Raw genomic sequence first — 22,796 nt, forward strand, 5'->3', positions numbered from 1 at the left:
TCCTTCCGGCGCGGCCGAGGTCGCGCCGCGCCCTTATATATTGCCCTCCCGGAAGACCAGGTTTCCTATGCCGAGAATTGCCTATGTGAACGGCCGTTACGTCAAGCATTCCGATGCGAGCGTCCATATCGAGGATCGCGGTTACCAGTTCGCCGACGGCGTCTATGAGGTCTGCGAGGTCCGCCACGGCTATATCGTCGATCTCACCCGCCATCTGAACCGCCTCGACCGTTCGCTCGGTGAACTCGCCATCGCTTGGCCGATGAGCCGGGCGGCGCTGACGCAGGTCATTCGCCAGACGTTGCGCCGCAACCATGTCCGCAACGGGCTCTTTTACATGCAGGTGACGCGTGGCGTCGCGCGGCGCGATCACGTCTTCCCGGCCGTGGGCACGTCGCCGTCGCTCGTCATCACTGCCAAGAGCACCGATCCCAAAATCATCGCCGCCAAGAACGCTAACGGCATCCGGGCGATCACCGTTACCGACAATCGCTGGGACCGCGTCGACATCAAATCCGTCGGCCTGCTGCCGAACGCCATGGCCCGCCAGCAGGCCAAGGAGGCCGGCGCCCAGGAGGCGATCTATGTCGACGGCGACGGCATGGTGAAGGAGGGGGCGGCGACCAATATCTGGATCGTCGATTCCGAGGGAATGCTGGTGACGCGGCCGGCCGAACACGGCATCCTGCGCGGCATTACCCGCACCACGCTGATCGATGTCGCAGCCAAGTTGGGCCTCAAGATCGCTGAGCGAAACTTCTCGGTTTCCGAGATGCTCGCGGCCCGCGAGGTCTTCCTGACCGCAGCCACAAGTATTTGTTTTCCGGTCGTTTCCGTCGATGGCCAGGCAATCGCCAACGGCCATCCCGGCAGTGTTTCGCAGAAAATCCGCGAGGCCTTTTTCGACGTTGCGGAAAAGATTGCGATTTGATACCAAGATTTGCTGGACAGGTGGAATGAGGGTGCCGCCGGTCTTGCATGGAGAGATTGATTGATAGTCTACCGGCCAGATCGGGTCGGCAATAAAGAAAGAAGCGGCGCGATGGCGGAACGTTCTCAGAATCTGCAGGACTTATTTCTCAATACTGTTCGCAAGCAAAAGATTTCCCTGACAATCTTTTTGATCAACGGCGTGAAACTCACGGGCGTTGTTACGTCTTTTGACAATTTCTGTGTTCTTCTTCGCCGTGACGGCCATTCGCAGCTCGTGTATAAGCATGCGATCTCGACGATCATGCCGGGCCAGCCCATGCAGATGTTCGAGAGCGAAGAAGCAGCGTCCTAACAGGATCAGCCGTCATTTCGACACGCGATACCAAGAACGATTCGATCATCCCTGAGGCCGCCAAGCACAGGGACGACATGCGCGCGACTGTCGTCGTGCCGGTCCTGAAGTCGCGCAGTCGCGGCGGCCAGACCGAATCGGCCTCGACCCGCACGCCGGAAAGCCGGCTGGAAGAGGCGACCGGCCTTGCCCAGGCGATCGATCTCGATGTCGTCAACGGCCAGGTCGTGCCGGTGAATGATCCCAGGCCGGCAACGCTGCTCGGCACCGGCAAGATCGAGGAGATCAAGGCGCTGCTCAATGAGCGCGATTCCGGTCTCGTCATCGTCGATCATCCGCTGACACCGGTGCAGCAGCGCAATCTCGAAAAGGAATGGAACGCCAAGGTCATCGACCGGACGGGCCTGATCCTCGAAATCTTCGGCCGCCGCGCCTCCACCAAGGAAGGCACGCTGCAGGTCGATCTCGCCCATCTGAATTACCAGAAGGGCCGGCTGGTCAGAAGCTGGACCCACCTTGAACGCCAGCGCGGCGGCGGCGGCTTCATGGGCGGCCCCGGCGAAACCCAGATCGAAGCCGACCGGCGGCTGCTACAGGACCGCATCATCAAGCTCGAACGCGAGCTGGAGCAGGTCGTGCGCACTCGCCAGTTGCATCGCGCCAAGCGCCGCAAGGTCCCGCACCCGATCGTGGCGCTGGTCGGCTATACCAATGCCGGCAAATCGACGCTGTTCAACCGCATCACCGGCGCCGGCGTGCTGGCCGAAGACATGCTCTTTGCCACGCTCGACCCGACGCTTCGCCGCATGAAGCTGCCGCATGGCCGCACCGTCATTCTGTCCGACACCGTCGGCTTCATCTCCGACCTGCCGACCCATCTGGTCGCCGCCTTCCGCGCAACGCTGGAAGAGGTGCTGGAAGCCGATCTGATCCTGCATGTCCGCGACATGTCCGATGCCGACAACCAGGCGCAGAGCTCCGACGTGATGCGCATCCTGAACGACCTCGGCATCGACGAGGCCGAAGCGGAGAAGCGGCTGATCGAGGTCTGGAACAAGATCGACCGGCTGGAGCCCGAAGTGCACGACGCCATGGTGCAGAAATCATCAGGCGCCAGCAACGTCGTGGCGGTTTCCGCCGTCAGCGGCGAGGGCGTCGACACGCTGATGGACGAGATCAGCCGCCGCCTCTCCGGGGTGATGACCGAAACCACCATCCGCCTTCCCGTCGACAAGCTGGCGCTGCTGCCCTGGCTCTACGACCACGCGATCGTCGATGGTCGCGAGGACAACGAAGACGGCTCGGTCACCCTCGATCTGCGCCTGTCGGAAACCGAAGCCACCGAACTCGAACGCCGCATCGGCAATGGACCGAAGCCGCCGCGTGAGGATTGGGAGCGGTGACGCATTCCCTTCTCCCCAGCGGGGAGAAGGTGGCCCGAAGGGTCGGATGAGGGGGCCACACGGTTCGCCCTTCATGCTATTCTTCGCTCGCGCTCAGGGTGAGCTATCTCCGGCGACTTTAACCCCACTCTCCGTCATGCTCGGCCTTGAGCCGAGCATCCACGCCGCATCCGCCAGCAGTCGTGGCATGGGTCCTCGGCTCAAGGCCGAGGACGACGGAGAGTGGGGATTGCTTCGCGCCAAAATCGGCCGGCCTATCCAGCCGTCACAGCCCGCTCGATCGCCTTGGCCGCCTGCCAGATCTCCTCCATCCGCTCCAGGCTGGCTGCCTCCAGCGTCTCACCTTTTGCTTCAAGAACCGTCTCTATATGACTGAACCGTCGGCGGAATTTCGTATTCGTTCCGCGCAGCGCCTGTTCCGGATCGGTCTCCACATGCCGGCCGATATTGACGACCGCGAAGATCAGGTCGCCGAGCTCGTCGCTGACCTTTGCGCGGTCGCCATCTCCGAGCGCCACCCGCAATTCGCCGATCTCCTCCTCGATCTTGTCGAGGATCGGCTCGGGGGCCGACCAGTCGAAGCCGACTTTGGCGGCGCGTTCCTGCAGCTTCAGCGCTTCCGTCAAAGCCGGGAAGCTGCGCTGCACGGAGCCGAGGAACCCGCCCTTGAAATCCTCGGTGATCCCCCGCCGCGCCCGGCGCTCGGTGCGCTCGCGTTTCTCGGCCTGCTTGATCTCGTCCCACTGGATCTTCACCGCATCGGGCGTATCGGCTTCCGAGCGGGCAAAAACATGCGGGTGGCGGCGGATCATCTTGGTGGTGATGGCGTTGACGACGTCGCCGAAGGAGAATTCCCCGGCCTCCTCGGCCATGCGGGCATGAAAGACCACCTGCAGTAAGAGGTCGCCAAGCTCGTCGCAGAGATCGTCCATATCGCCACGCTCGATCGCGTCGGAGACCTCATAGGCCTCCTCGATCGTATAGGGCTTGATCGTTTCGAAGTTCTGCTCGATGTCCCAGGGGCAGCCCGTCTCGGGATGGCGCAGCGCCGCCATGATCTCGATCAGCCGTGAAATGTCTTTGGAAGGTTCCATGGTGCCTCAGTTGAGCGGTATATCGTTGGCGCTCTTCGATGACTGGTAACTGGAAGACAGCGCATCGTAGCGCGCCTTGATGCGGGCGGTCTGCGCCTTCAGCGCCGTTTTCAGGGAAGGCTCTTCGGTCTCGACGAGATCGGCGATGGCAAAACTGTTCCAGAAGGCGTTTTGCCTGCGATAACCGCCCGGTTCAAGCCCGAAGACCTCCTTCAGGATCTTGAGGTCGTGCGGAATGGCGAAGGCATCGCGAGAATCCTCGTGACTGAAGAAATAGTAGAAATTATCGAAGCCCGCCCAAGTGATCGCCGACATGCACATGGTGCAGGGTTCGTGCGTCGACAGGAAGATCAGATCCTTGGTTTGCGGCTTGTCGCCAAGCTCGTAGAACCGCTTCAGCGTATGCACCTCGCCGTGCCAGAGTGGGTTCTCGAGCTCGTTGTTGGTCTCGGCGACGACGAGCGATAGATCGGATTTCCTCAAGATCGCCGCACCGAACACCTTATTCCCCAGCGAAACGCCATGCTCGGTCAGCGGCAGGATATCGTCTTCAATAACCGAAAGCAGGCGGGAGGCGATGGTCTTGTCAGGCATTGGCATCTCCGGTTTTCCCCGCACTCTATCGTCTTGGCGGTGCGAGTGAAATGCGCCAAACGCCGGTGGACGCCGTTTGTCACAGGCTTTACAGTGCGCTGCAGCAAATGCGCTCACCTGTGCTGTTTCGGTCAGTATGGGTGACTTTTCTCAAATCATTGATGACGCGAGCAAAAGAATACGCGCATGCTGGGGCTTTCGAATTTCTGTTCCTTCAATCGCTTGTCGATCAAGGGCATATTCTGGCAACTTCGAAGTGGATTGATGATGCCTTCCAAGACTGAACAGCTTTCGGTATTTCCCGCCTTCTTTCGCGTGGAAGGCCAGAAGACGGCTGTCTTCGGCAATGGCGACGAAGCTTTCGCCAAGGTGCGGCTGCTGCTCAACACGCGGGCGCGGATTGTCGCCTATGCCGACCGGCCGCAAGCCGATTACCACGCCTTCCTGATCGCCAATCGCATGGAAACCGTGCGCGCCGGCTTTTCCGCCGAGCAGGTCGCGGGGGCAGCGCTCGTCTTTGCCGCCACCGGCAATGAAGCCGACGACCGCGAGATCGTCGATGCCGCCCGCGCCGCGAGCATCCCGGCCAATGCCGTCGATCAGCCCGATTACTGCGATTTCTTCACGCCGGCGCTGGTCAATCGTGCGCCTGTCGCTGTCGCGATCGGCACCGAAGGGGCGGGACCGGTTCTGGCCCAGATGATCCGCGCGCAGATCGATCAGCTGCTTTCGCCCTCGCTCGGACGGCTTGCCGGTCTGGCGACGAGCTACCGCAAATCAGTCGAGCAACTGGTTCCCCGCGGTGTTTCCCGCCGCGTCTTCTGGCGTCGCTTTTTTTCGGGCCCCGTCGCCGATGCGGTCGCCAACGGCAACCTGCCGCAGGCCCAGCACGCCGCCGACCGGCTGCTGCATTCCATGGATCGGGTCGCCGGCCATGTCTGGCTCGTTGGTGCCGGTCCGGGTGCCGAGGATCTGCTGACGCTGCGCGCCCAGCGCGTGATGATGGAGGCCGACGTCATTGTTTATGACGCTCTCGTGCCGCAAGCGATCGTCGATATGGGCCGCCGCGATGCCGAACGGCTTTCCGTCGGCAAACGTAAGGGCTGTCATTCCAAGTCCCAGGAAGAGATCAACGAGCTGCTCGTCGATCTCGGCCGCCAGGGCAAACGCGTCGTCCGGCTCAAGTCAGGCGATCCGCTGGTCTATGGCCGGGCAGGGGAAGAAATGGCGGCCTTGCGCGCGGCTGGCATCACCTATGAGGTCGTGCCCGGCATCACCTCGGCTTTCGCCGCCGCTGCCGATTTCGAGCTGCCGCTGACGCTGCGCGGCGTTGCCTCCTCCCTGGTCTTCACCACGGGCCATGATCTCACCGGCGACGTTCTGCCCGATTGGGCAAGTCTTGCCGTCTCCGGCGCGACGATCGCCGTCTATATGGGGCGCACGGTTGCCGCCTCCGTCGCCGAGCGGCTGATGCAGGCCGGCATTCCCGCCGAAACCACCGTCGCCGTCATCGAAAATGCCAGCCGCGCCGAGCGCCGCCTGTTGCATGGCACGCTTGCCGATCTGCCCGATCTGCAGCACCGCGATGAGTTGACCGGGCCTGTCATGGTCATTATCGGCGATGCGGTCGCCGGCGCCAATTTCGAACTGTCCGAGCCGCTGGTGCGTGCGAACGCCCGGCTCGAGGAACTTGCAAGGAGCTGAATATGGGTGACAAGGTTCTGACGGCCAACCGGCTGACGGACGGCATTGCTGTCTGGCTGGATGCGAACGGGAAATGGTCCACCTCGCTGCAGGAGGCGCTTGTCGCCCGTCATAACGAAGCCGTCGAAGCGCTTGAGGCGATCGGCAAGAAATCCTATGCCGACAACGAGGTCGTTGACGTCGCCGTCGTCGACGTTCAGGAAACCAACGGCATTCTCTGGCCGCTGCGTCTTCGCGAGCGCATCCGCGCTCAGGGCCCGACCATGGAATACGCACCGGGCTACGCTCCCGCCGATCCCGAATTCATTGCAGTCTGAGGAAGACGATGTACCGTTACGACGAATTTGACCATGCTTTTGTCACCGAGCGCGTCGAGCAGTTTCGCGATCAGGTTCAGCGCCGCCTTGCCGGCGAGCTGGCCGAGGATGCATTCAAGCCGCTGCGCCTGATGAACGGCGTCTACCTGCAGCTCCATGCCTATATGCTGCGTATCGCCATTCCCTATGGAACGCTGAGTGCGCGCCAGATGCGCATGCTTGCCCATATCGCCCGCACCTATGATCGCGGTTACGGTCACTTCACCACGCGCCAGAACCTGCAGTTCAACTGGCCGAAACTGTCTGACATTCCCGATGCGCTTGCCGACCTCGCAAGCGTCGAGATGCATGCGCTGCAAACTTCGGGCAACTGCATCAGAAACGTGACGGCTGATCATTTTGCGGGTGCAGCCGCCGACGAAGTCGCTGATCCCAGACCCTATGCCGAAATCCTGCGCCAGTGGTCGTCGGTTCACCCGGAATTCTCCTTCCTGCCGCGCAAGTTCAAGATCGCCGTGACCGGCGCCGAGCGCGACCGCGCTGCGATCCAGGTCCATGATATCGGCCTGCACCTGAAGACGAACGACAAGGGCGAGATCGGTTTTGCCGTCTATGTCGGCGGCGGTCAGGGCCGTACGCCGATGATCGCCAAGCTGATCCGCGACTTCCTGCCCGAGGAAGACCTGCTTTCATACACCACCGCAATCGTGCGCGTGTACAATCTGCACGGCCGCCGCGACAACAAGTACAAGGCGCGCATCAAGATCCTCGTGCACGAAACCGGCGCCGAGGAACTGACGCGCCAGGTGGAAGCCGAATTTGCTGCGCTGAAGAATACCGAACTCAAGCTGCCGGCCGCCGATGTCGAGGCGATCTCTTCCTATTTCGCGCTGCCGGCTCTGCCTCAGCGCGCCGAGGGCTGGCAAAACCTCGCCCGCTGGAAGAAGGCCGATGCCGGCTTCGCCCGCTGGGTGCAGCAGAACGTGCAACCGCACAAGAACCCCGATTACGGCATGGTGACGATCTCGCTGAAGCCGATCGGCGGCATTCCGGGCGACGCCACCGATGCGCAGATGGATGCGATCGCCGATCTCGCCGAAGAATATGCCTTCGACGAAATCCGCGTCAGCCATGAGCAGAACCTGATCCTGCCGCATGTGGCGCTGGCCGATCTCGAAGCGGTCTATCGCGGCCTCGTCGCTATCAATCTGGCCGAAGCGAATGCCGGCCTGATCACCGATATCATTGCCTGTCCGGGGCTGGATTATTGCGCGCTCGCCAATGCGCGCTCCATTCCGTTGGCGCAGGAAATCTCCCGCCGCTTCGGCGCTGCCGAACGCCAGGCCGAGATCGGCGAGCTGAAGATCAAGATCTCCGGCTGCATCAATGCCTGCGGTCACCACCATGTCGGCCATATCGGCCTGCTCGGTGTGGAGAAGAAGGGCGCCGAACTCTACCAGATCACCCTCGGCGGTTCCGGCGACGAACATACCTCAATCGGCGAGATCATCGGCCGCGGCTTCGAGCCGGACCGGGTGACGGATGCGATCGAGACGATCGTCGACACCTATCTCGGCCTGCGCTTCGATCAATCCGAAACCTTCCTTGCCGCCTATCGCCGTGTCGGACCGCAGCCTTTCAAGACCGCGCTCTACGGCTCGGCTGCCGAAGCGGCATAAGGAGGGGATGATGACCAAGATCTGGAGAGAAACCGGTTTTGTCGAAAACGATCCCTGGGTGATCGAGACGGACGAGGTGAAGGCGACCGGCGCGCAGAAGCCGCTGCTCAGCCTCGACGAACTGATCGCCAAGGCCGATGGAAGCAACGATGTCGGCCTCGGCGTGCTGATCAAGCCGGCCGATGACGTGCGCCGGCTGGAGCCTTATCTCGATCGCCTTGAAATCGTTGCTGTCGCCTTTCCGGCCTTCAACGACGGCCGCGCCTTCAGCCATGCCTCGCTGCTGCGCCAGCGCCTGGGTTATGCCAATGAGCTGCGCGCGGTCGGCGACGTGCTGATCGATCAAGTGCCGCTGATGCTGCGTGTCGGCATCGACAGCTTTTCCGTGACCAACGCCACGGCGCTGAAGCGGCTGGCGGAAAACCGTCTTCCGGCGATTCCGCATCATTATCAGCCGGCGGTGCGTGACGCCGAAGCCGGCAAGGGCTATAGTTGGCGCCGTCAGGCGAAGCCGGCCGCATAAGCGGCCGGTCCGCCTTTTTACGATGGCGGAATGGGTAGCATGAAGACATTCGAAGTGGCGGTGATCGGTGGTGGTCTCGCCGGCATGATCGCCGCAATCGCGCTGGCGCGCGGCGGCCGCAACGTGGCGCTAGTGGCGCCCGTTGCTGCGAAGGAAGACCGGCGCACCACAGCGCTGATGGATCAGTCTATCCGCTTTCTCGATCGCCTGACGCTCTGGGAAAAGCTGCGCCCGGCCGCAGCACCCCTGACCAGCATGCGCATCATCGACGGCACCGACCGGCTGCTGCGCGCGCCGACGACCACTTTTCGCGCCGCCGAAGTCGGCCTCGATGCCTTCGGCTACAATTTCCCCAACAAGGCGCTGACCGAGATCCTCGAAGCGGCGGCGGCCAACGAGGGCAATATCACCCGATTCACTGATATGGCCGAATCGATCGAGATATCGGCCGAAGCGGTTTCGATCGCCCTTGCTGGCGGTGAAGCGCTCTCGGCCGATTTTGCCGTCGGCGCCGACGGCCGCGGCTCGAAGCTGCGCGAGACGGCTGGCATCGACACCCGCAAATGGTCCTATCCGCAATCGGCCATGGTGCTGAACTTCGCCCATTCCCTGCCGCATCAGAATATCTCGACCGAGTTCCACACCAAACACGGCCCCTTCACCCAGGTGCCGCTGCCGGGCGGCCGTTCCAGCTTGGTCTGGGTGCAGGATCCCACGGAAGCAGGGAGCCGCATGGAATTGCCGCTGCCTGAACTTGGGATTCTCGTTGAGGCCCAGATGCAGTCCATGCTCGGCAAGGTTGATGTGGAGGAGGGCGTTCAGGTCTGGCCGCTCTCCGGCATGATGGCGCATCGTTTCGGCAAGGGGCGAATCGCGCTGATCGGCGAGGCCGCCCATGTGTTCCCGCCGATCGGGGCACAGGGGCTGAATCTTAGCCTGCGCGATATCATGGCGCTTGCCGACATCCTCTGTGACCGGGCGGAATTGCCGGTGCCGGCCGATGCCGGAGACAGCTTCGACCGCAAGCGCCGCGCCGATATCATGACACGCACGGCGAGCGTCGATCTTCTCAACCGCTCGCTGCTCTCCGATTTCCTGCCGGTGCAGATGCTGCGGGCTGCCGGCCTGCATATCCTCTCGGCCATTCCGCCGCTGCGCAGCATCGTCATGCGCGAGGGCATCGAGCCCGGCCGCGGCTTGCGCGATATTCCCGATGCGCTACGGGAAAAGCTGAAGCGGAAGAAGGCCTGAGCGGATCGCGATCAGCCAGAGCGAAACGCTCGCCACCGAAAGCACAGTCGTGATCAGGATCGTCGCCGAGGCGCGCTCCTGCCACACGCCATATTGCTGGCCGATGACGAAGACATTGGTTGCCGTCGGCAGTGAGGCGAGCAGCACGGCCGCCTGGATCCACACCGGCTCGAAACCGCCGACAACGGTTAGCGCCAGGAAAACCGCGATCGGATGCAGGATCAGCTTCGCCGGCACGATGTAGCCGATCTCGGCCGGCACCCGTTTCAGCGGCCGGAGCGCCAGCGTCACGCCCATGGCGAAAAGGGCACAGGGAGCGGCGGCCTGGGCGAGATAGTCGACGAGACGCTGGAACGCCAGCGGCTGATCGATATCAAGGGCGGCGACCGCAAAGCCTGCCGCCGTCGATAGAATGAAGGGATGCAGCGCCACCTTCCGGGCGATATCGGCGGCAAGCCGTCCGGCCGAGCGCTTGTCGTCACCGGCCGCCGCCATCAGCGCCGGCGCGACGATGAAATGCAGGGCATTCTCGAAGCAGATGATCAGCGCCACCGGCACGGCAGCACCTTCGCCGAGTGCCAGCAGTGCCAGGCCCGGTCCCATATAGCCGATATTGCCGTAGGCGCCGGCAAAGGACTGGATGGTGCAGTCGGCAAGCGAATTGCCGCGCAGCACGCGGCCGATGACGAACAGCAGGATGAAGACCGCATAGGTCGCCGCGATATCGGTGACGATGAAGTCAACGCGCGTCAGCTCTTCGATCGGTGTGCGCGAGACGAGCTTGAAGAACAGAGCGGGCAGGGCGGCATAGATGATGAAGGTATTCAGCCAGCCGAGCGCTTCGGCCGGCTGCTTCGTCGCCTTGGCGGCGATGAAACCGATCAGGATCAGGCCGAAGAACGGCAGGAGCAGGCTGACGATATCGGCCAAAGGTCTTCCAATGCGCGGGAATGGTCGGCGGGGTAAGAGCTGGTTTAGCCGATCTGCATGAGGATAGGAAAGGTTTGCTGGAACCAGATCGCCACATCGCTGACCCAGCCGAACAGGAAGGCGAGACCGGTGAGGATGAGGAAGACGCCCATCACCTTTTCCACAGTGCCGAGATGGCGGCGGAAGCGCGACAGGAAGCGCATGAAGGCGCCGGAAAAGCCGGCGGCGATCCAGAAGGGGATCGCAAGGCCGAGCGAATAGACGGCGAGCAGCCCGGCGCCGGAGCCGACCGTCTCACGCGAGGCGGCGACACCGAGAATCGCGCCGAGCACCGGGCCGATGCAGGGCGTCCAGCCGAAGGCGAAGGCAAGACCCATGACGTAGGCCCCCGTCAGCGTCGCCGGCTTGCCGCCGCCCTGGAAGCGCGCCTCGCGGGCCAGCAGGCCGATCCGGAAGAGGCCGAGGAAATTCAGCCCCATGACGATGATGATCAGCCCGCCGAGCTTGGAGAGAAGATCGAGATGCTGGCGAAGCGCCATGCCGATGCTGGAGGCGCCGGCGCCGAGCGCCACGAAGACGGTGGCAAAGCCGAGCGTGAAGAGCAGCGCTGAGAACAGCACGCCGCGCCTGACATCGGGCGCCACCGCAACCGCGGAGCCGCCGCGGAACTGCTCGACCGAGATGCCGGCCATATAACAGAGATAGGGCGGGACGAGGGGAAGCACGCAGGGCGAAAGAAAGGAAAGCGCCCCTGCTATGAGAGCGCTCCACAGGGAAATATCGGCAATCGACACGCATTCTCTCCGGCTGCAATCTGCGCCCTTTTCCTAGCTTTGCAGGCCCCTGATTGCCAATCACCTTTTTGCGCTTGGCAGCAATATGCCTTGCGCCCGCAAAAGATATGCCCCACGCGCAGGCGATTTGCTTTGCGCCCGCAAGAAATGTGCCGATCGCCGAAAAAAGCCGAATTTTTCGGTTGACCGCAATGGGTCGCCTGCCTATGTTCCGCCCACTTCCAGCCGGGGTGCTTCACACTCGCGGAGAGGGAGAGCGTAGCTCAGCCGGTAGAGCAACTGACTTTTAATCAGTAGGTCTCGGGTTCGAACCCCGACGCTCTCACCATAAAATCAATAACTTACCGGAATTTCGTGCGACTTTTGCGACCACCAAAAGTCGCACGGTCGCACGGCCGTTTTTAGTTGGTCGACCGCTTCTGCGTCGCCTCGATCCGCTGCAGGATCTCTTTCACCACGCGAAGGTCGCCGCTCTGCACGTTGAATGTTGACTGCATTTCCCTGAGGGCGTTGCCATCGCTCCTGTTTTCTCTGGTGTGAGGTATGATTTTATCATACTTTATAAGAGGCCATGGAGGTATGCGACGATGCGAAATGCGGAAAAGGTAACGATTACCCTCACTGCGGATCTGCTCCGGAGCGTCCGCGATACGGTCGAAGCTGGCGAGTTTGCGACGACGAGCGAAGCGATGCGTGATGCGGTACGGGTATGGCAGCGCCAGCGGCTTCAGGATGCCGAGCGCCTCAACGCGATGCGCGCCCGCATCCGGCTTTCTTTGGAAGACCCTCGCCCGAGCTTGACGGCGGAAGAAGCCGAAGCTGATATGGATCGCTTCATGAAAGACCAGGAAAAAGCGTCCCGTAATGCGGCGCGCTAAGGTCGTCTACCGGCCTGAGGCGCTTGGCGACCTTCGCCAAATCTATATCACCGTTGCCGATATGAGTCAGAGCAACGTCATCGCCAATCGCTTCGTGAAGCGCATCATGGCGAGGTGCAGCAAGATCGGAGATGCGCCAAACGGCGGACGTCCGCGAGATGATTTGGCGCCAGGCTTGCGAACCGTGCCGTTTGAGCGTTCCGCTGTGATTGCCTATCACGTCAGCGACGCGGTTGAGATCGTCAACGTCTTTTATGGTGGCAGAGACTATGAGGCTCTCTTTCGGTTGGATGATGACGAGGATAAGTCGTGACCGTCTTCGGATGCGTCCCCCCAATGCTCCTTCATTGCCGGCTGCGCAAGGCGCAGATATGCGGCGGTTATGAAATCAGCCAAGCCGCAGGAACCAACTTCCACGACACTTCGTTTTCGCCTCATGAACATAGGAGAAATCGATCATGGATTGGAATCGTGTCGAAGGAAACTGGAAGCAGGCGAAGGGCAAGATCAAAGAGCAGTGGGGCAAACTCACGGACGATGATCTCGACCAGATCGCCGGCAAGCGCGACCAGCTGGAAGGCAAGATCCAGGAGCGCTATGGCATCGAGAGGGATCGCATTAGACGCGACGTCGATGACTGGTACGGTCGCCAGCCTTGGTAATGCCCTAAGCAAAATCCCGGTGAAAGCCGGGATTTTGAAATCCTTAGCGGTCAAATGCTGTCGGATGTCATGAATATCCACCAAAAGCCAAGATAAACGCCCCGAATACGATCAGGGCGAGGGCGGGCCAGTTTGACGCCTTCCGTGCACCTCGGACGCATTTCAGATCTCCAGCGTCTTTGTGGTCGACCGCACAATTTCGGACTGACGACTGCCTTCCACGGAGTTCCGTTTCGGAACTAAGAGCACTCGGATTGAATTTGACTGCTGAGGCATCTTGGAGATCCTGATGGACAAGACACCGAAGACGGCAATCCGCGGAATGATGGTGTACGTGCTGGCTCTTCTCGTCCTGGGCATTCTGGCGGGCGCTGTGTACACAATCTACGGCCATCCCGGCGATCCGTCCGAGCGGCCCGCGGCTGAGACGATTCCGGATAAGGCTGTGGCTCCGCAGCAATAGCTCGGCTCAGTCGATTCACCGGTCGCCCTTCGAGAACAAATGATGATCGGGGAAAGCGTCTGCCAGATCCGGCGCCCACCCGGTCAGGTCGTGTTGAAGAGCCTGCGTTGATTGCAAAAGACCAGCAAGCGGCAACGAACATGGCTTTGGAAAGCAAGGCGGGAATCCTGTCGCAAGTCCTTCCAACCAGTAGAGAGCTCTAATTATAGGGGGAACGACCTGCGACACCGAAATCGGTGCCGGGGTAACTCTGGAATATTGCGCAGGGCAGTCGGAGCAAAGGATTTACGGATGAAAGAACATGCGGTCGTGATTTCAGGAGGAGGTCCGACGGGGATGATGCTGGCGGGCGAGCTGGCCTTGGCGGGCATCGACGTCGCGATCGTCGAACGCCGGCCGGACCAGGAGATTGTCGGTTCGCGGGCCGGCGGCCTGAGCGCCCGGACGCTCGAGATCCTTGACCAGCGCGGCATCGTCGACCGGTTCCTCAGGCGAGGGCAGATCGCCCAGGTCACCGGATTTGCGGTGACGCGGCTTGATATCAGCGATTTTCCGACCCGGCACAATTATGGGCTGGCGCTGAGGCAGAAACATATCGAGCGCATTCTCGCCGGATGGATCGACGAACTGCCGGTGCCGCTCTATCGCGGCCGTGAATTGGCGGGTTTTGCGCAGGACGAGACAGGTATCACCATCGAACTCTCCGACGGCGTCTCGCTCAGGGCAGGCTATCTCGTCGGCTGCGATGGCGGCCGCAGCCTGGTTCGCAAGATTGCCGGCATCGAGTTTCCGGGATGGGACGCGACGACCAGCAACATTCTCGCCGAGGCCGAGATGGAGGAGGAGCCGCCGCTCGGTGTCCATCGCACCGCACTCGGCACGCATGCCTTCGGCCGGGAGGAATACGAAATTCGCGACGGCAAAGTGATCTTTGCCAGTGAAGGCCCGATCAACGTCATGGTGACGGAAAAGATTGCCGGCGGAGCCGGCGAGCCGACGCTCGGCGATCTCAGGCAAGCGCTTATCGCCGCATGTGGAACGGATTATGGCATCCATGGCCTCAAGTGGATTTCGAGGTTCACCGACATGTCGCGCCAGGCGGCAGCCTATCGCAAGGGCAGGGTGCTCCTCGCCGGCGATGCCGCCCATGTGCATTCTCCAGTCGGCGGGCAGGGCCTCAATACCGGTGTGCAGGATGCGGTGAATCTCGGCTGGAAGCTGGCTCAGGTGGTGAAAGGAATATCGCCGGAGAGCTTGCTCGACACCTATCACGCCGAGCGCCATCCCGTGGCCGCCCGCGTGTTGCGCACGACGATGGCGCAGGTTGCCTTGCAGCGTACCGACGCTCGCACCGAAGCCCTGAGAGACATCGTGTTGGAGCTGCTCGGCATGGAGGAGCCGCGCAAAAAGATTGCCGCCGAAATGTCCGGACTGGCGATCCACTACGACCTCGGCGACGGGCATCCGCTGCTCGGCCGCCGTATGCCCGACCTTGAACTGGTCACATCGGATGGTTGCCTGCGTGTCTATAGGCTGCTGAAAAATGCGCAGCCGGCGCTCCTCAATCTCGGCGCGCCCGGCAGCCTCGACATCACCCCGTGGTCAGGCCGTATCCGGTCGGTTGACGCCAGCTACGGCGGGCCATGGGAGCTGCCGGCGATCGGTGCGGTCTCGGCGCCCACCGCCGTCCTGATCCGGCCAGACGGTTATGTCGCGTGGGTGGGTGATGGCTCGCAGGACGGTCTGCGCGAGGCGATGACGACCTGGTTCGGGCCGCCCGGCTAAAAGCCGAAAAACTTAATTCTAGAGCATGTCGCGCAAAAGTGTGCAGCGCTTTTGCGATAACGACATGCGTAAAACAAAGACCTAAAGCACGGGAAGCGAATCTGAAAGATCGCGACGCGTTTTAGGCGGCAAGCGAAATCGAACCGCAATCCAAAACCGCTTCGGCCTCCGGCATCGGTTTACCGCGGCGTTCCCACGTCCGGCGGCTGATGCCGAATGCCTCCCATGGGCGCGCCGTGCTGAAGGAATTGGCGAGATACTCGGCTCTGGAAATCGCGCCTGCGGCGCGGCGTTGCTCCTCCTTCCGGCTTCGGTCCCGCTGCCGCCGCTTTTCCTTTTGCAGTTGCGCTCTTTTCCGCTTCGGCACGTCGAAGGCGCCAATCGTGCGGATATCGAGGGCGCATCGTTCAGCATAGCTCACATGCAGAGCGTGACCGAGCGCGTCGGCCGACAAGGGAGAAAAACGCACCTTCGTCCGCTCGTAGATGATTTCCTCTATGCAGGCTTTGCCGGCCCATGGGAGCCATCGCGCCGACCAGCCGAGAACCACCTCTGCAAACTCTTGCCTGAACTCTACAAGCGCGAGGCCGGCGATCACCTCGACATAGATCAATGCGTCATCGGCCTCGGGCACGATGGCCCCGTGACGATGCCTGATCAGTCTTTCGATCTCGCGCATCCGCCCGTGGAAATGGCTCCAGCGGCCGCCCGCGCGCGGCGCTGAACGGCCTTGTAACCCAGCAGACAGTCGCCGAGCTTGATTGCCGTCACATCCCGGGAAAATCCCTCCGGCCGCTCTGCTTTTGCAGCCTCATTCCTGGTTTGAGTGGCTTTCGTTGCGCCAAGACGTTCCATCGATTTCCCTCGCAATCGGCCCCGGGAGAAGCCGAAACGCGTGACTATAAAGGACGTCGAGGGGGGGGGATGTAGGTCATCCGCACGTCATTTTGTGGATTGTCGACGAAACGGATCTCAGCTGGAGGCGGACGCTATCTCCATAGGTCAGAGAGCGGGCGAAGATTCTTGTCCGCGACGACGGACTGAGCTCCGCAAATGCTTCGCCGGTGCAGAGCATTCATGACCCGTACGGTCGTTCTTCGCCGCCAGCTGCAGCAGCCTATGGCCGGGCCATTCGATCCGCCGGCGTTGAGAGGCTCGTCCCGCTGCTTGCGGCAGGGAGGAAGGATCGGTCGAGCCGCCACGATTTACATCAGCAGTGTCTTTGCTCAGCGAAAGCCGAAGAAACTCAAAATCGCGAGCACGATAACGACAGCGCCGACAAGCCAGATCAAATTGTTCATTGGGAACCGTTCTCCTATTTGAATCGAGCCAACTGTGACCCGTTGACTCAACGGCGGCGCAGGCTTGCGGTTCCCTGCGGCCCGGCCTTCTCAGCCAAGGCTGAACGAATATCGGGCGCCTGCGCCCATCAGTAACTGCAGGAGCGAGCGTTGCCGGGTCTGAATCCACCAGCACATGCCGGGTTTATCGATGTATCCCGCTGATATTGAAAATCTTCGCGATCGGGCTTGTCGGGCGTGGTGCAGGAAGACGTGATCGCAGACACACCGATCAGCGCCCCGGCAGCGATAAATGTCAGAAATCGGTTCATCTGGGCGCTCCCTTGCGAGGTTATCTGAATCGCAATCTACCATGCCGTCACCAGCCTAAAAGAAAACTTCCGGCACGCTTGATTACCCTAAAATGGAAGCCTTCCGGGCGATATGCATCGGCTGATCCGAACACGTGTGCAATTGACCAGCCAATCTCGGCTGCAGAGGGTTGAGCCGCGATCGCTGACTGATTCACTCAAGATAATCTGATCGAGCTATTCTGTCATTATGGAAGTAGTGTCGCAGGTGTTCGGTCAGATATAACCGATTTTGCCTTGAATGAATCTAGGTTTTTTAGTAATGTTATCCCATAAAAAGTAATATAAATGGGAGGATACTATGTCGGAAACTCGGTTTGATCCGGTTTTGCTTCATCGTCAACATTTCATCGCTGAGATCACGTGTCTCGATGAAATCTTCGATTTTCTGGATGAGTGGCCGCAGGACAAACGGGGGCTGGCATATGACACGCTGTTGAAGGCTTGCCGAGATACGGCCAGCGGCCGTTTCCCGCTGAGCGCTGCGCGCGAGAATTTCCGGCGTTTCCTGAAAATGTCGGGGGTGCTTGCCAAGGTCGAGGGCGCTCCCAAATTCGAGCAACTGATGGGCGATCGAAATATCGGCAATGCTTGATCAAGGCGGGTCGTTACCGCAAAATTGTGCAGCGTTTTTTGCGGTAACGACATGCTGGACAAGAAAGACCTGAGGCGCGAGGGCGAATGCGAAAGATTGCGACGCCCTTGAGATGGAAATAGGCAAGAACGCGCCGTCACATTCTGTGCGGCGCGTTCTGGTTTTATGCCGCTTGCCCGCCCTACGCCTGTTTCTTCGCCACAGCCCGCGCGGCAAACCTTCTGTCGGAGGCGGATGTCGATCCCACCGGCGCATTTCAGGCAAGGCCACCATTCCAGTCGCATCGAAACACCAGCACCGGCTTCGCAAAGCCCTTGAGGCGTCGGCGTGAGGCGTGACCGAAAAGATCGGCGGCGCCATATTCCCGAAAGATATTCTCCGAAACGAGGATCTGGTCGCTGGCGGCGGCAGCGCAAAGGCGCGCCGCGAGCTGCACGGTCGAGCCGAAAAGGTCGTTGCTGCCCTCGACCGGCTCGCCGCAATCCAGCCCGATGCGGATATGGATCGGCTCGGCGTTTCCGCCGTTGTAACGCTTGAATTCCTGCTGGATCGTCATGGCGCATTCGACGGCGGCCGTTGTGGCGGAAAAGGCGGCCATGATGCCGTCGCCGGTATGCTTCACCTCCCGGCCTGACGTTTGCCCGAGACATCGGCGCACGATCGCATCATGAGCCCGCACCATTTCGGTTCCGATGCGGTCGCCGAGCCGTGCCGTCATCTCCGTCGATCCGACGATGTCGGTAAAGAGTATTGCCCGATGACCGGGATCCACGTCGGCCGAGGATTGCCCAGGCGCCGGCTCGGGATCATGAATTCGGCCGAGAAAAGCTTCGACCGCAGACAAGGCGACCTCGACGATCTCGCCGGCAACAAAGCCGTGCGCCTCGCGATGCACGCATTGGGCGGTTTCCATGTCGGGCGCATCCACGAGACAGAAGGCGGTCCCGCGCCGCTGGTCGAACCAATAAGTGAGAAACTTGACGCCGTAGCGATCCTGAATGTCGAGATCCATGCGATGCGCCCGGGCAACATCGGCCGCCGACGTTCCCTCGAGAAAGTGCCGGTCCATGAAGATAGGCATCGCGCGCCCCCAGATCCGCCCGTGCAAGAGGCGGCATTCTACGATCTGGATGCGGCTTCGTCCACCTTTGAGACAATCAAGAGGTGATCATTAAGGCTGTTGCATTGAGAAAATCCTATGCGTTGCTGTAGATCCCATAGAATACGAAAGGAATGGTTGTGTTTTAATCAGTGTGATTTGCATATAAGCCCGATATTTACCATAATCGGCCGTTTAAAGACTAGCCATGGGTGTCGTGCCTATTCGGGAAGCTTCAGGCGTTCCACCGTCTCAAGCACCTGTCGGAATCTGGAGGGATGAAGAGCTGCGTCTGTCATGGTCCATCTCAGCCAGGATCAAAGCCGCAGGCCGGCAGGCGAGGCGGCCCGCCGACGGCACAAATATTGCATCGCACCCCATAAGCCCACCAACACTGGAAAAGCTGTAGCAAAGTGAAACAGACGGCAAACTTTCGACCGGTCGGTTTGGCCTCCATAGGGCTCGGCCATTATGCCGTCGTTAACTCTGTTTGGGATGCTGCGCGCACGTTGCTGCACGACTGGCCGGTCGATGACGGCGAAGAATATTTCGAAGCCGTAAAGTCATGCCTGGATGCGATTATCGGCGATCTCCGGCCGGAAGAGGTGCGGGCATCCTTTATCAGGGCCGCACAGGAAGCCGGCATTGCCGTCATAGAAGCCGCGGATTGAGTGAACGCCGCCCTTCGACGAAAATCTCCAGCCTGTCGATCAAGTCCGACCATCCATCCCGGGCCGATCACCCATCTTGACATTTCCGACTGACGGTCTAAATTAGAACAAAACATGAACATTGGAGATGGTCATGACGCATACGGAACAAGTGATCGCCAACGCCCTAGCCCTTGTCGAAGCGTCTCGTGCCGCACGCGAGCGGGATCAGTTGCGGCGTGCCGCCTGGCAGAGAAAGGTCGAACTCAGCCGGCCGCTGCCGCCCTTGCCGCGTCCGGTTCAATTGCCGTTGGCGCTGAACTGATGCAGCCGGCAAAAACCTCACCCGATCCGTCTCGGCCCGATGACGTGTTGCCCGATCAAACGTGGCTCGACGAAGCTTGGCCCGATGAAGCTTGGGAAGTCGAAGCCGTGCTGGCCTGGCATGACGACAATGCCAAGGCGACGATCCGCGCGCTGCTCGATGACTGCAAACATCTGCGCCAACAGCTGGCGCTGGCCGAATGCGCGATGAGCCGGGGGATGACACGTGGTTGGACGCCACGTTATGAGCGCGACGCCCTTTGAACCGGACACGCCTGAAATCAAGCATCTTGGGATGCTGATCGGGGCTTCGGGGCGGCAAAAGACCTCAGCTGCCAAGGCCAATATTGGCGAAATAGGCCTCCAGTACCGAAGCTTCGCCGGAGGCGACGATGGCACCGACATAACCGTCCGGGCGCACCAGCACCCAGTCGCCCGGTGTCAGGGCGTAGGCGTCGCGGAAGTGCCGCCGACCGCCGCGTGCGCGAGGCGGTCATCAGCCCGAAAGGCAAGGCGATGACCGACCGCATCGACGTGGCGCGCGAAAGGATCGGCCGCGCCATCTTCGAGCGCTGGGACGAGCACGACTTCAATGAGCTGGTGCGGCTGATGCGGAAGTTTGCAGAGGATATCGGCGGCGGCGTGGGAGAATCCAAGGCAGAGGGCGGCTGACGAGGGCGCGTCTCAGGCTCGCTTCAGCAAAACAGTTTGGCGGCCGTGACTTCGACTTCCACGAGGAATTCGGGGCGGGTGAAGCCGCTGACGATGATCAGCGTCGAGGCCGGCTTCGGATCGAGCGTATAGCGATCCCGTATGGCCATATAAGCAGGGAAATCCTCGCGCTTCGTCACAAAGCCCGAGATGCGGATGACATCGGCAAAACTCATTTCCGCTTCGGCGAGAATTGCCTTGATGGCCTCGAAGCAAAGTTCTGCCTGCGAGCCGATATCCTCCGGCGCTTTCTCGTCGAGACCGATGCCGAGCTGGCCGGAGGTCACGAGCAGCGAAGCGCCCGGCGGCACCAGCAGCCCGTGATTGTAATTTCCGAACGGACGGCGGACGGACGGGGGATTGAAAATCGTCTTCATAGGTCTTTCCTAGGGTAGCAACGAGGAAGATGCGGGCTCTCAAAACCGCTCCATCGCCGTCTTCACCTTCTCCAAAAACCTGGCCCGGCTTTCCGGCGTGCAATTGTTCATGTCGTAATGAGCAAGAAAGGTGACCGGCCGCAGCGGATTGATCTGCGCTCTCAGCACACGCTTGACGATCTTCTTCGGCGGGTTGCCGGCGACGAAGGCGCGAAACGGCGTGGCGCCATATGTCAGCACGGCCGCGAGTTTCCTGATGTGGCGCAGGCGCGATTCCACCTTGCCGTCGACCAGTTCGAAGGAGACGCCGGGAAGCCAGACGCGGTCAAAATAGCCCTTCAGGATCGCCGGGAAACCGAAATTCCAGATCGGCGTCACCAGCACCAGCGCTTCGGCCCACTTCAGCCGCTCGACATGGGATTTCACCAGCGCGGTATTGCCGGGATAATCGTGATAGGCGAGCCGGTCGTGTCGGGAGAGCACCGGATCGAAATTCTCTGCATAGAGATCGCACCCATCTACCTCGTGACCGGCCTTTTGCAGGCTTTCCAGCGTCTGTTTGTAGAGCGCCTTGCCGTAGCTTTCCTCGACCGGATGCGAGTGAAGAACGAGAACTTTCATCAGGCCTCCATGACGCTCGCGAGCCCCGGGAAGAGATAATTCTTGCCGGCATTGAAATCGAAATCGGGATTTTCCCAGGCGATCATCTTGCCGGGGTTCAACAGCCCCCTCGGGTCCGTTTCCTGCTTGAAGGCGAGCTGTATTTTGTCGGTGCGCTTCATGCCGCCTTCTTCAAGCGTATAACGATGCGGATTGAAGATCGGGCAGCCGTGATCCTGGTGGATCTTGATGATCTCCTCGAGGCGCTCCTCCGTGCTATAGCGCACCAGCGGCAGGCCGGAGCATTGGATCTGCCCGTCGAACCTGATGAATTCGAGATGGCCCGGCACTTCGTCGCCGAAGATCTCGACCATCTTGGCGACCTTGGCGACGTGATCCGGGCCTGGATACTGAACCTGCAGATAGGTGAAGCCGGGATCGACCTTCAAAGCACGCAGCGTCGTGTGGTTCCACGCAAGTTCATAGGCATGCGGAATACCTTTCATGCTTTCGACCGTGTCGGAGCGGAAGATGATCTCGCCTTTATGGGCGGCTGAAAAGGCGAGGAAGGCGTCCATCGAATGCGGCGCGATCATCAGCACCACCACCGACTGGCCCTTGCGGATATAGGGTTTGTGGCGGGTGAAATAGTCGTGCGGGATCGGTGCCGCGATCGGCGCGATTTCCTTGACGAGGATGCCGTTGCATTTGGCCAGCGCATCCGAGAAGCGCACCGATGCCATGAAGTCATCATGGCCGACAAGCACGTCGACCCAATCATAAGCAGGCGCGAGCGGCATTTCGATTTCGGTGATGATCCCGTTGGTGCCGTAGGCATGGCTCACCTTCTGCAGGTCCCAGCCGGTCAGGTCGAGCACGCGCGGCTCGGCCTCCATGGTGACGACGCGCAGACGCAGAATATTACCGAGATCGCGCAGTCCGCCCCAGGTGATCGAACCGACGCCGCCGGAGCCGCCGGCGACGAAGCCGCCGACCGTTGCCGTCTGCGCCGTCGACGGGTGGAAACGCAGTTCCTGGCCGGAATGCGCCTTGGTCTGCTTGTCGAGCTGAGCAATGACGATGCCCGGTTCGCAGACCACCCGGCCGGGATGGATCTCCTTGATCCTGTCCATGGCGGCAAGGTTCAGCACGATCCCGCCGGAAAGCGGCATCGCCTGGCCGTAATTGCCGGTGCCGGCGCCGCGCGGCGTCACCGGCACGCCATGCGCGAAGGCGACCTTCAGCGTCCGGATGACCTCTTCCTCGTTTTTCGGCGTGACGACGAGATCGGCCGTCACATTGTCGAGCTGCGCCTTCAGGATCGGCGAATACCAGTAAAAATCACGGCTCTTCTGGCGCACCAGCGCCGGATTGTCCTCGACGGCGATGCCCTCGAGTTCCTTTTTGATCGTCTGATAATCCGGCAT

Annotated in this window: 27 protein-coding genes, 1 tRNA gene and 2 pseudogenes; 20 read left to right on the forward strand and 10 right to left on the reverse strand. The window is 61.0% G+C overall.

Annotated elements, in window-relative coordinates; all coding sequences use genetic code 11:
* Positions 1-67 precede the first annotated feature (67 nt).
* The 3 genes from RHEC894_RS10285 to hflX all read left to right on the forward strand — a co-directional run bounded on the left by RHEC894_RS10285 (position 68) and on the right by hflX (position 2,688).
* Positions 68-931: a D-amino-acid transaminase gene (locus RHEC894_RS10285; RefSeq protein WP_010068528.1), complete on the forward strand. Its 864-nt coding sequence runs from the start codon at positions 68-70 to the stop codon at positions 929-931.
* 111 nt (positions 932-1,042) lie between these two features.
* The gene (gene hfq / locus RHEC894_RS10290) at positions 1,043-1,285 is read left to right on the forward strand and encodes an RNA chaperone Hfq (protein WP_003539403.1); all 243 of its coding nucleotides are present in this window, start codon (positions 1,043-1,045) and stop codon (positions 1,283-1,285) included.
* Positions 1,286-1,362: 77 nt separating this feature from the next.
* The gene (hflX, locus tag RHEC894_RS10295) at positions 1,363-2,688 is read left to right on the forward strand and encodes a GTPase HflX (protein WP_085737187.1); all 1,326 of its coding nucleotides are present in this window, start codon (positions 1,363-1,365) and stop codon (positions 2,686-2,688) included.
* A gap of 254 nt (positions 2,689-2,942) precedes the next feature.
* On the opposite strand, the gene mazG is transcribed toward hflX, so the two are convergent.
* Positions 2,943-3,782, reverse strand: coding sequence for a nucleoside triphosphate pyrophosphohydrolase (mazG, locus tag RHEC894_RS10300; protein ID WP_085737188.1), 840 nt, complete (start codon positions 3,780-3,782; stop codon positions 2,943-2,945).
* 6 nt (positions 3,783-3,788) lie between these two features.
* Positions 3,789-4,376, reverse strand: a complete 588-nt coding sequence (locus RHEC894_RS10305) for a nucleoside deaminase (protein ID WP_085737189.1) — start codon at positions 4,374-4,376, stop codon at positions 3,789-3,791.
* Positions 4,377-4,426: 50 nt separating this feature from the next.
* Here RHEC894_RS10305 and RHEC894_RS32355 point away from each other — a divergent pair, with 50 nt between their 5' ends.
* The 6 genes from RHEC894_RS32355 to RHEC894_RS10330 are packed head-to-tail and all read left to right on the forward strand — an operon-like array spanning position 4,427 to position 9,850.
* The gene (locus RHEC894_RS32355; RefSeq protein WP_125460954.1) at positions 4,427-4,660 is read left to right on the forward strand and encodes a hypothetical protein; all 234 of its coding nucleotides are present in this window, start codon (positions 4,427-4,429) and stop codon (positions 4,658-4,660) included.
* Complete coding sequence (gene cysG, locus RHEC894_RS10310; RefSeq protein ID WP_085738932.1) at positions 4,644-6,080, forward strand: siroheme synthase CysG; 1,437 nt, start codon at positions 4,644-4,646, stop codon at positions 6,078-6,080. Before RHEC894_RS32355 ends, cysG begins: the two co-directional genes overlap by 17 nt.
* Before the next feature lie 2 nt (positions 6,081-6,082).
* The gene (locus RHEC894_RS10315; protein WP_010014500.1) at positions 6,083-6,397 is read left to right on the forward strand and encodes a DUF2849 domain-containing protein; all 315 of its coding nucleotides are present in this window, start codon (positions 6,083-6,085) and stop codon (positions 6,395-6,397) included.
* 8 nt (positions 6,398-6,405) lie between these two features.
* On the forward strand, positions 6,406-8,076 hold the full coding sequence (locus RHEC894_RS10320; RefSeq protein WP_085737190.1) for a nitrite/sulfite reductase: 1,671 nt from the start codon (positions 6,406-6,408) through the stop codon (positions 8,074-8,076).
* Between the two features lie 10 nt (positions 8,077-8,086).
* Positions 8,087-8,599 carry a DUF934 domain-containing protein gene (locus RHEC894_RS10325; RefSeq protein WP_010066564.1) on the forward strand — a complete coding sequence of 171 codons (513 nt, stop codon included), beginning with the start codon at positions 8,087-8,089 and terminating at the stop codon, positions 8,597-8,599.
* A gap of 39 nt (positions 8,600-8,638) precedes the next feature.
* The gene (locus RHEC894_RS10330) at positions 8,639-9,850 is read left to right on the forward strand and encodes a UbiH/UbiF family hydroxylase (RefSeq protein WP_085737191.1); all 1,212 of its coding nucleotides are present in this window, start codon (positions 8,639-8,641) and stop codon (positions 9,848-9,850) included.
* Here RHEC894_RS10330 and RHEC894_RS10335 read toward each other — a convergent pair.
* The gene (locus tag RHEC894_RS10335) at positions 9,818-10,780 is read right to left on the reverse strand and encodes an AEC family transporter (RefSeq protein WP_085737192.1); all 963 of its coding nucleotides are present in this window, start codon (positions 10,778-10,780) and stop codon (positions 9,818-9,820) included. The two genes, RHEC894_RS10330 and RHEC894_RS10335, sit on opposite strands and share 33 nt — an antisense overlap.
* A gap of 44 nt (positions 10,781-10,824) precedes the next feature.
* On the reverse strand, positions 10,825-11,574 hold the full coding sequence (locus RHEC894_RS10340; RefSeq protein WP_085737193.1) for a cytochrome c biogenesis CcdA family protein: 750 nt from the start codon (positions 11,572-11,574) through the stop codon (positions 10,825-10,827).
* 252 nt (positions 11,575-11,826) lie between these two features.
* On the opposite strand from RHEC894_RS10340, the gene RHEC894_RS10345 reads away from it, so the two are divergent.
* The 6 genes from RHEC894_RS10345 (at position 11,827) to RHEC894_RS10365 (ending at position 15,362) form a co-directional block, all read left to right on the forward strand.
* Positions 11,827-11,902 (forward strand) — tRNA-Lys (locus RHEC894_RS10345).
* 259 nt (positions 11,903-12,161) lie between these two features.
* Complete coding sequence (locus RHEC894_RS10350) at positions 12,162-12,452, forward strand: ribbon-helix-helix domain-containing protein (protein WP_010068084.1); 291 nt, start codon at positions 12,162-12,164, stop codon at positions 12,450-12,452.
* Positions 12,439-12,765: a type II toxin-antitoxin system RelE/ParE family toxin gene (locus tag RHEC894_RS10355; RefSeq protein ID WP_010068083.1), complete on the forward strand. Its 327-nt coding sequence runs from the start codon at positions 12,439-12,441 to the stop codon at positions 12,763-12,765. Before RHEC894_RS10350 ends, RHEC894_RS10355 begins: the two co-directional genes overlap by 14 nt.
* Positions 12,766-12,910: 145 nt before the next feature.
* A complete protein-coding gene (locus tag RHEC894_RS10360) occupies positions 12,911-13,114 on the forward strand; it encodes a CsbD family protein (RefSeq protein ID WP_010065472.1) in 204 nt (67 codons plus the stop codon).
* A 289-nt stretch (positions 13,115-13,403) separates the two neighbouring features.
* Positions 13,404-13,577: a hypothetical protein gene (locus RHEC894_RS32960; RefSeq protein ID WP_164517683.1), complete on the forward strand. Its 174-nt coding sequence runs from the start codon at positions 13,404-13,406 to the stop codon at positions 13,575-13,577.
* A 291-nt stretch (positions 13,578-13,868) separates the two neighbouring features.
* A complete protein-coding gene (locus RHEC894_RS10365; protein ID WP_085737194.1) occupies positions 13,869-15,362 on the forward strand; it encodes an FAD-dependent monooxygenase in 1,494 nt (497 codons plus the stop codon).
* Between the two features lie 121 nt (positions 15,363-15,483).
* On the opposite strand, the pseudogene RHEC894_RS32965 reads toward RHEC894_RS10365, so the two are convergent.
* Both RHEC894_RS32965 and RHEC894_RS10375 read right to left on the reverse strand, forming a co-directional pair.
* Positions 15,484-16,217, reverse strand: a pseudogene (locus tag RHEC894_RS32965) (hypothetical protein).
* Between the two features lie 574 nt (positions 16,218-16,791).
* Positions 16,792-16,974, reverse strand: a complete 183-nt coding sequence (locus RHEC894_RS10375; protein WP_085737195.1) for a hypothetical protein — start codon at positions 16,972-16,974, stop codon at positions 16,792-16,794.
* A 340-nt stretch (positions 16,975-17,314) separates the two neighbouring features.
* Between RHEC894_RS10375 and RHEC894_RS10380 the strand changes: the two genes are divergently transcribed.
* Positions 17,315-17,608, forward strand: coding sequence for a DUF982 domain-containing protein (locus RHEC894_RS10380; RefSeq protein WP_010068704.1), 294 nt, complete (start codon positions 17,315-17,317; stop codon positions 17,606-17,608).
* 256 nt (positions 17,609-17,864) lie between these two features.
* Here the strand turns inward: RHEC894_RS10380 and RHEC894_RS10385 are convergent, their stop codons facing one another.
* On the reverse strand, positions 17,865-18,689 hold the full coding sequence (locus RHEC894_RS10385; protein ID WP_085737196.1) for a nickel-binding protein: 825 nt from the start codon (positions 18,687-18,689) through the stop codon (positions 17,865-17,867).
* Between the two features lie 431 nt (positions 18,690-19,120).
* Here RHEC894_RS10385 and RHEC894_RS10390 point away from each other — a divergent pair, with 431 nt between their 5' ends.
* The 4 genes and pseudogenes from RHEC894_RS10390 to RHEC894_RS10400 all read left to right on the forward strand — a co-directional run.
* A complete protein-coding gene (locus tag RHEC894_RS10390) occupies positions 19,121-19,378 on the forward strand; it encodes a DUF982 domain-containing protein (RefSeq protein WP_010069036.1) in 258 nt (85 codons plus the stop codon).
* Between the two features lie 133 nt (positions 19,379-19,511).
* Positions 19,512-19,682, forward strand: a complete 171-nt coding sequence (locus RHEC894_RS32115; RefSeq protein WP_010069037.1) for a hypothetical protein — start codon at positions 19,512-19,514, stop codon at positions 19,680-19,682.
* Positions 19,682-19,945: a hypothetical protein gene (locus tag RHEC894_RS10395; protein WP_010069038.1), complete on the forward strand. Its 264-nt coding sequence runs from the start codon at positions 19,682-19,684 to the stop codon at positions 19,943-19,945. The genes RHEC894_RS32115 and RHEC894_RS10395 overlap by 1 nt, the downstream gene beginning before the upstream one ends.
* A gap of 189 nt (positions 19,946-20,134) precedes the next feature.
* Positions 20,135-20,353, forward strand: a pseudogene (locus RHEC894_RS10400) (MarR family winged helix-turn-helix transcriptional regulator); the annotation flags it as partial.
* A 23-nt stretch (positions 20,354-20,376) separates the two neighbouring features.
* Here the strand turns inward: RHEC894_RS10400 and RHEC894_RS10405 are convergent.
* The 3 genes from RHEC894_RS10405 to RHEC894_RS10415 are packed head-to-tail and all read right to left on the reverse strand — an operon-like array spanning position 20,377 to position 22,796.
* Positions 20,377-20,769, reverse strand: coding sequence for a RidA family protein (locus RHEC894_RS10405; protein WP_085737197.1), 393 nt, complete (start codon positions 20,767-20,769; stop codon positions 20,377-20,379).
* Positions 20,770-20,808: 39 nt separating this feature from the next.
* Positions 20,809-21,390: an NAD(P)H-dependent oxidoreductase gene (locus RHEC894_RS10410; RefSeq protein WP_085737198.1), complete on the reverse strand. Its 582-nt coding sequence runs from the start codon at positions 21,388-21,390 to the stop codon at positions 20,809-20,811.
* The gene (locus tag RHEC894_RS10415) at positions 21,390-22,796 is read right to left on the reverse strand and encodes an FAD-binding oxidoreductase (protein ID WP_085737199.1); all 1,407 of its coding nucleotides are present in this window, start codon (positions 22,794-22,796) and stop codon (positions 21,390-21,392) included. Before RHEC894_RS10415 ends, RHEC894_RS10410 begins: the two co-directional genes overlap by 1 nt.

The organism is Rhizobium sp. CIAT894 (genome assembly GCF_000172795.2).
Taxonomy (GTDB): domain Bacteria; phylum Pseudomonadota; class Alphaproteobacteria; order Rhizobiales; family Rhizobiaceae; genus Rhizobium.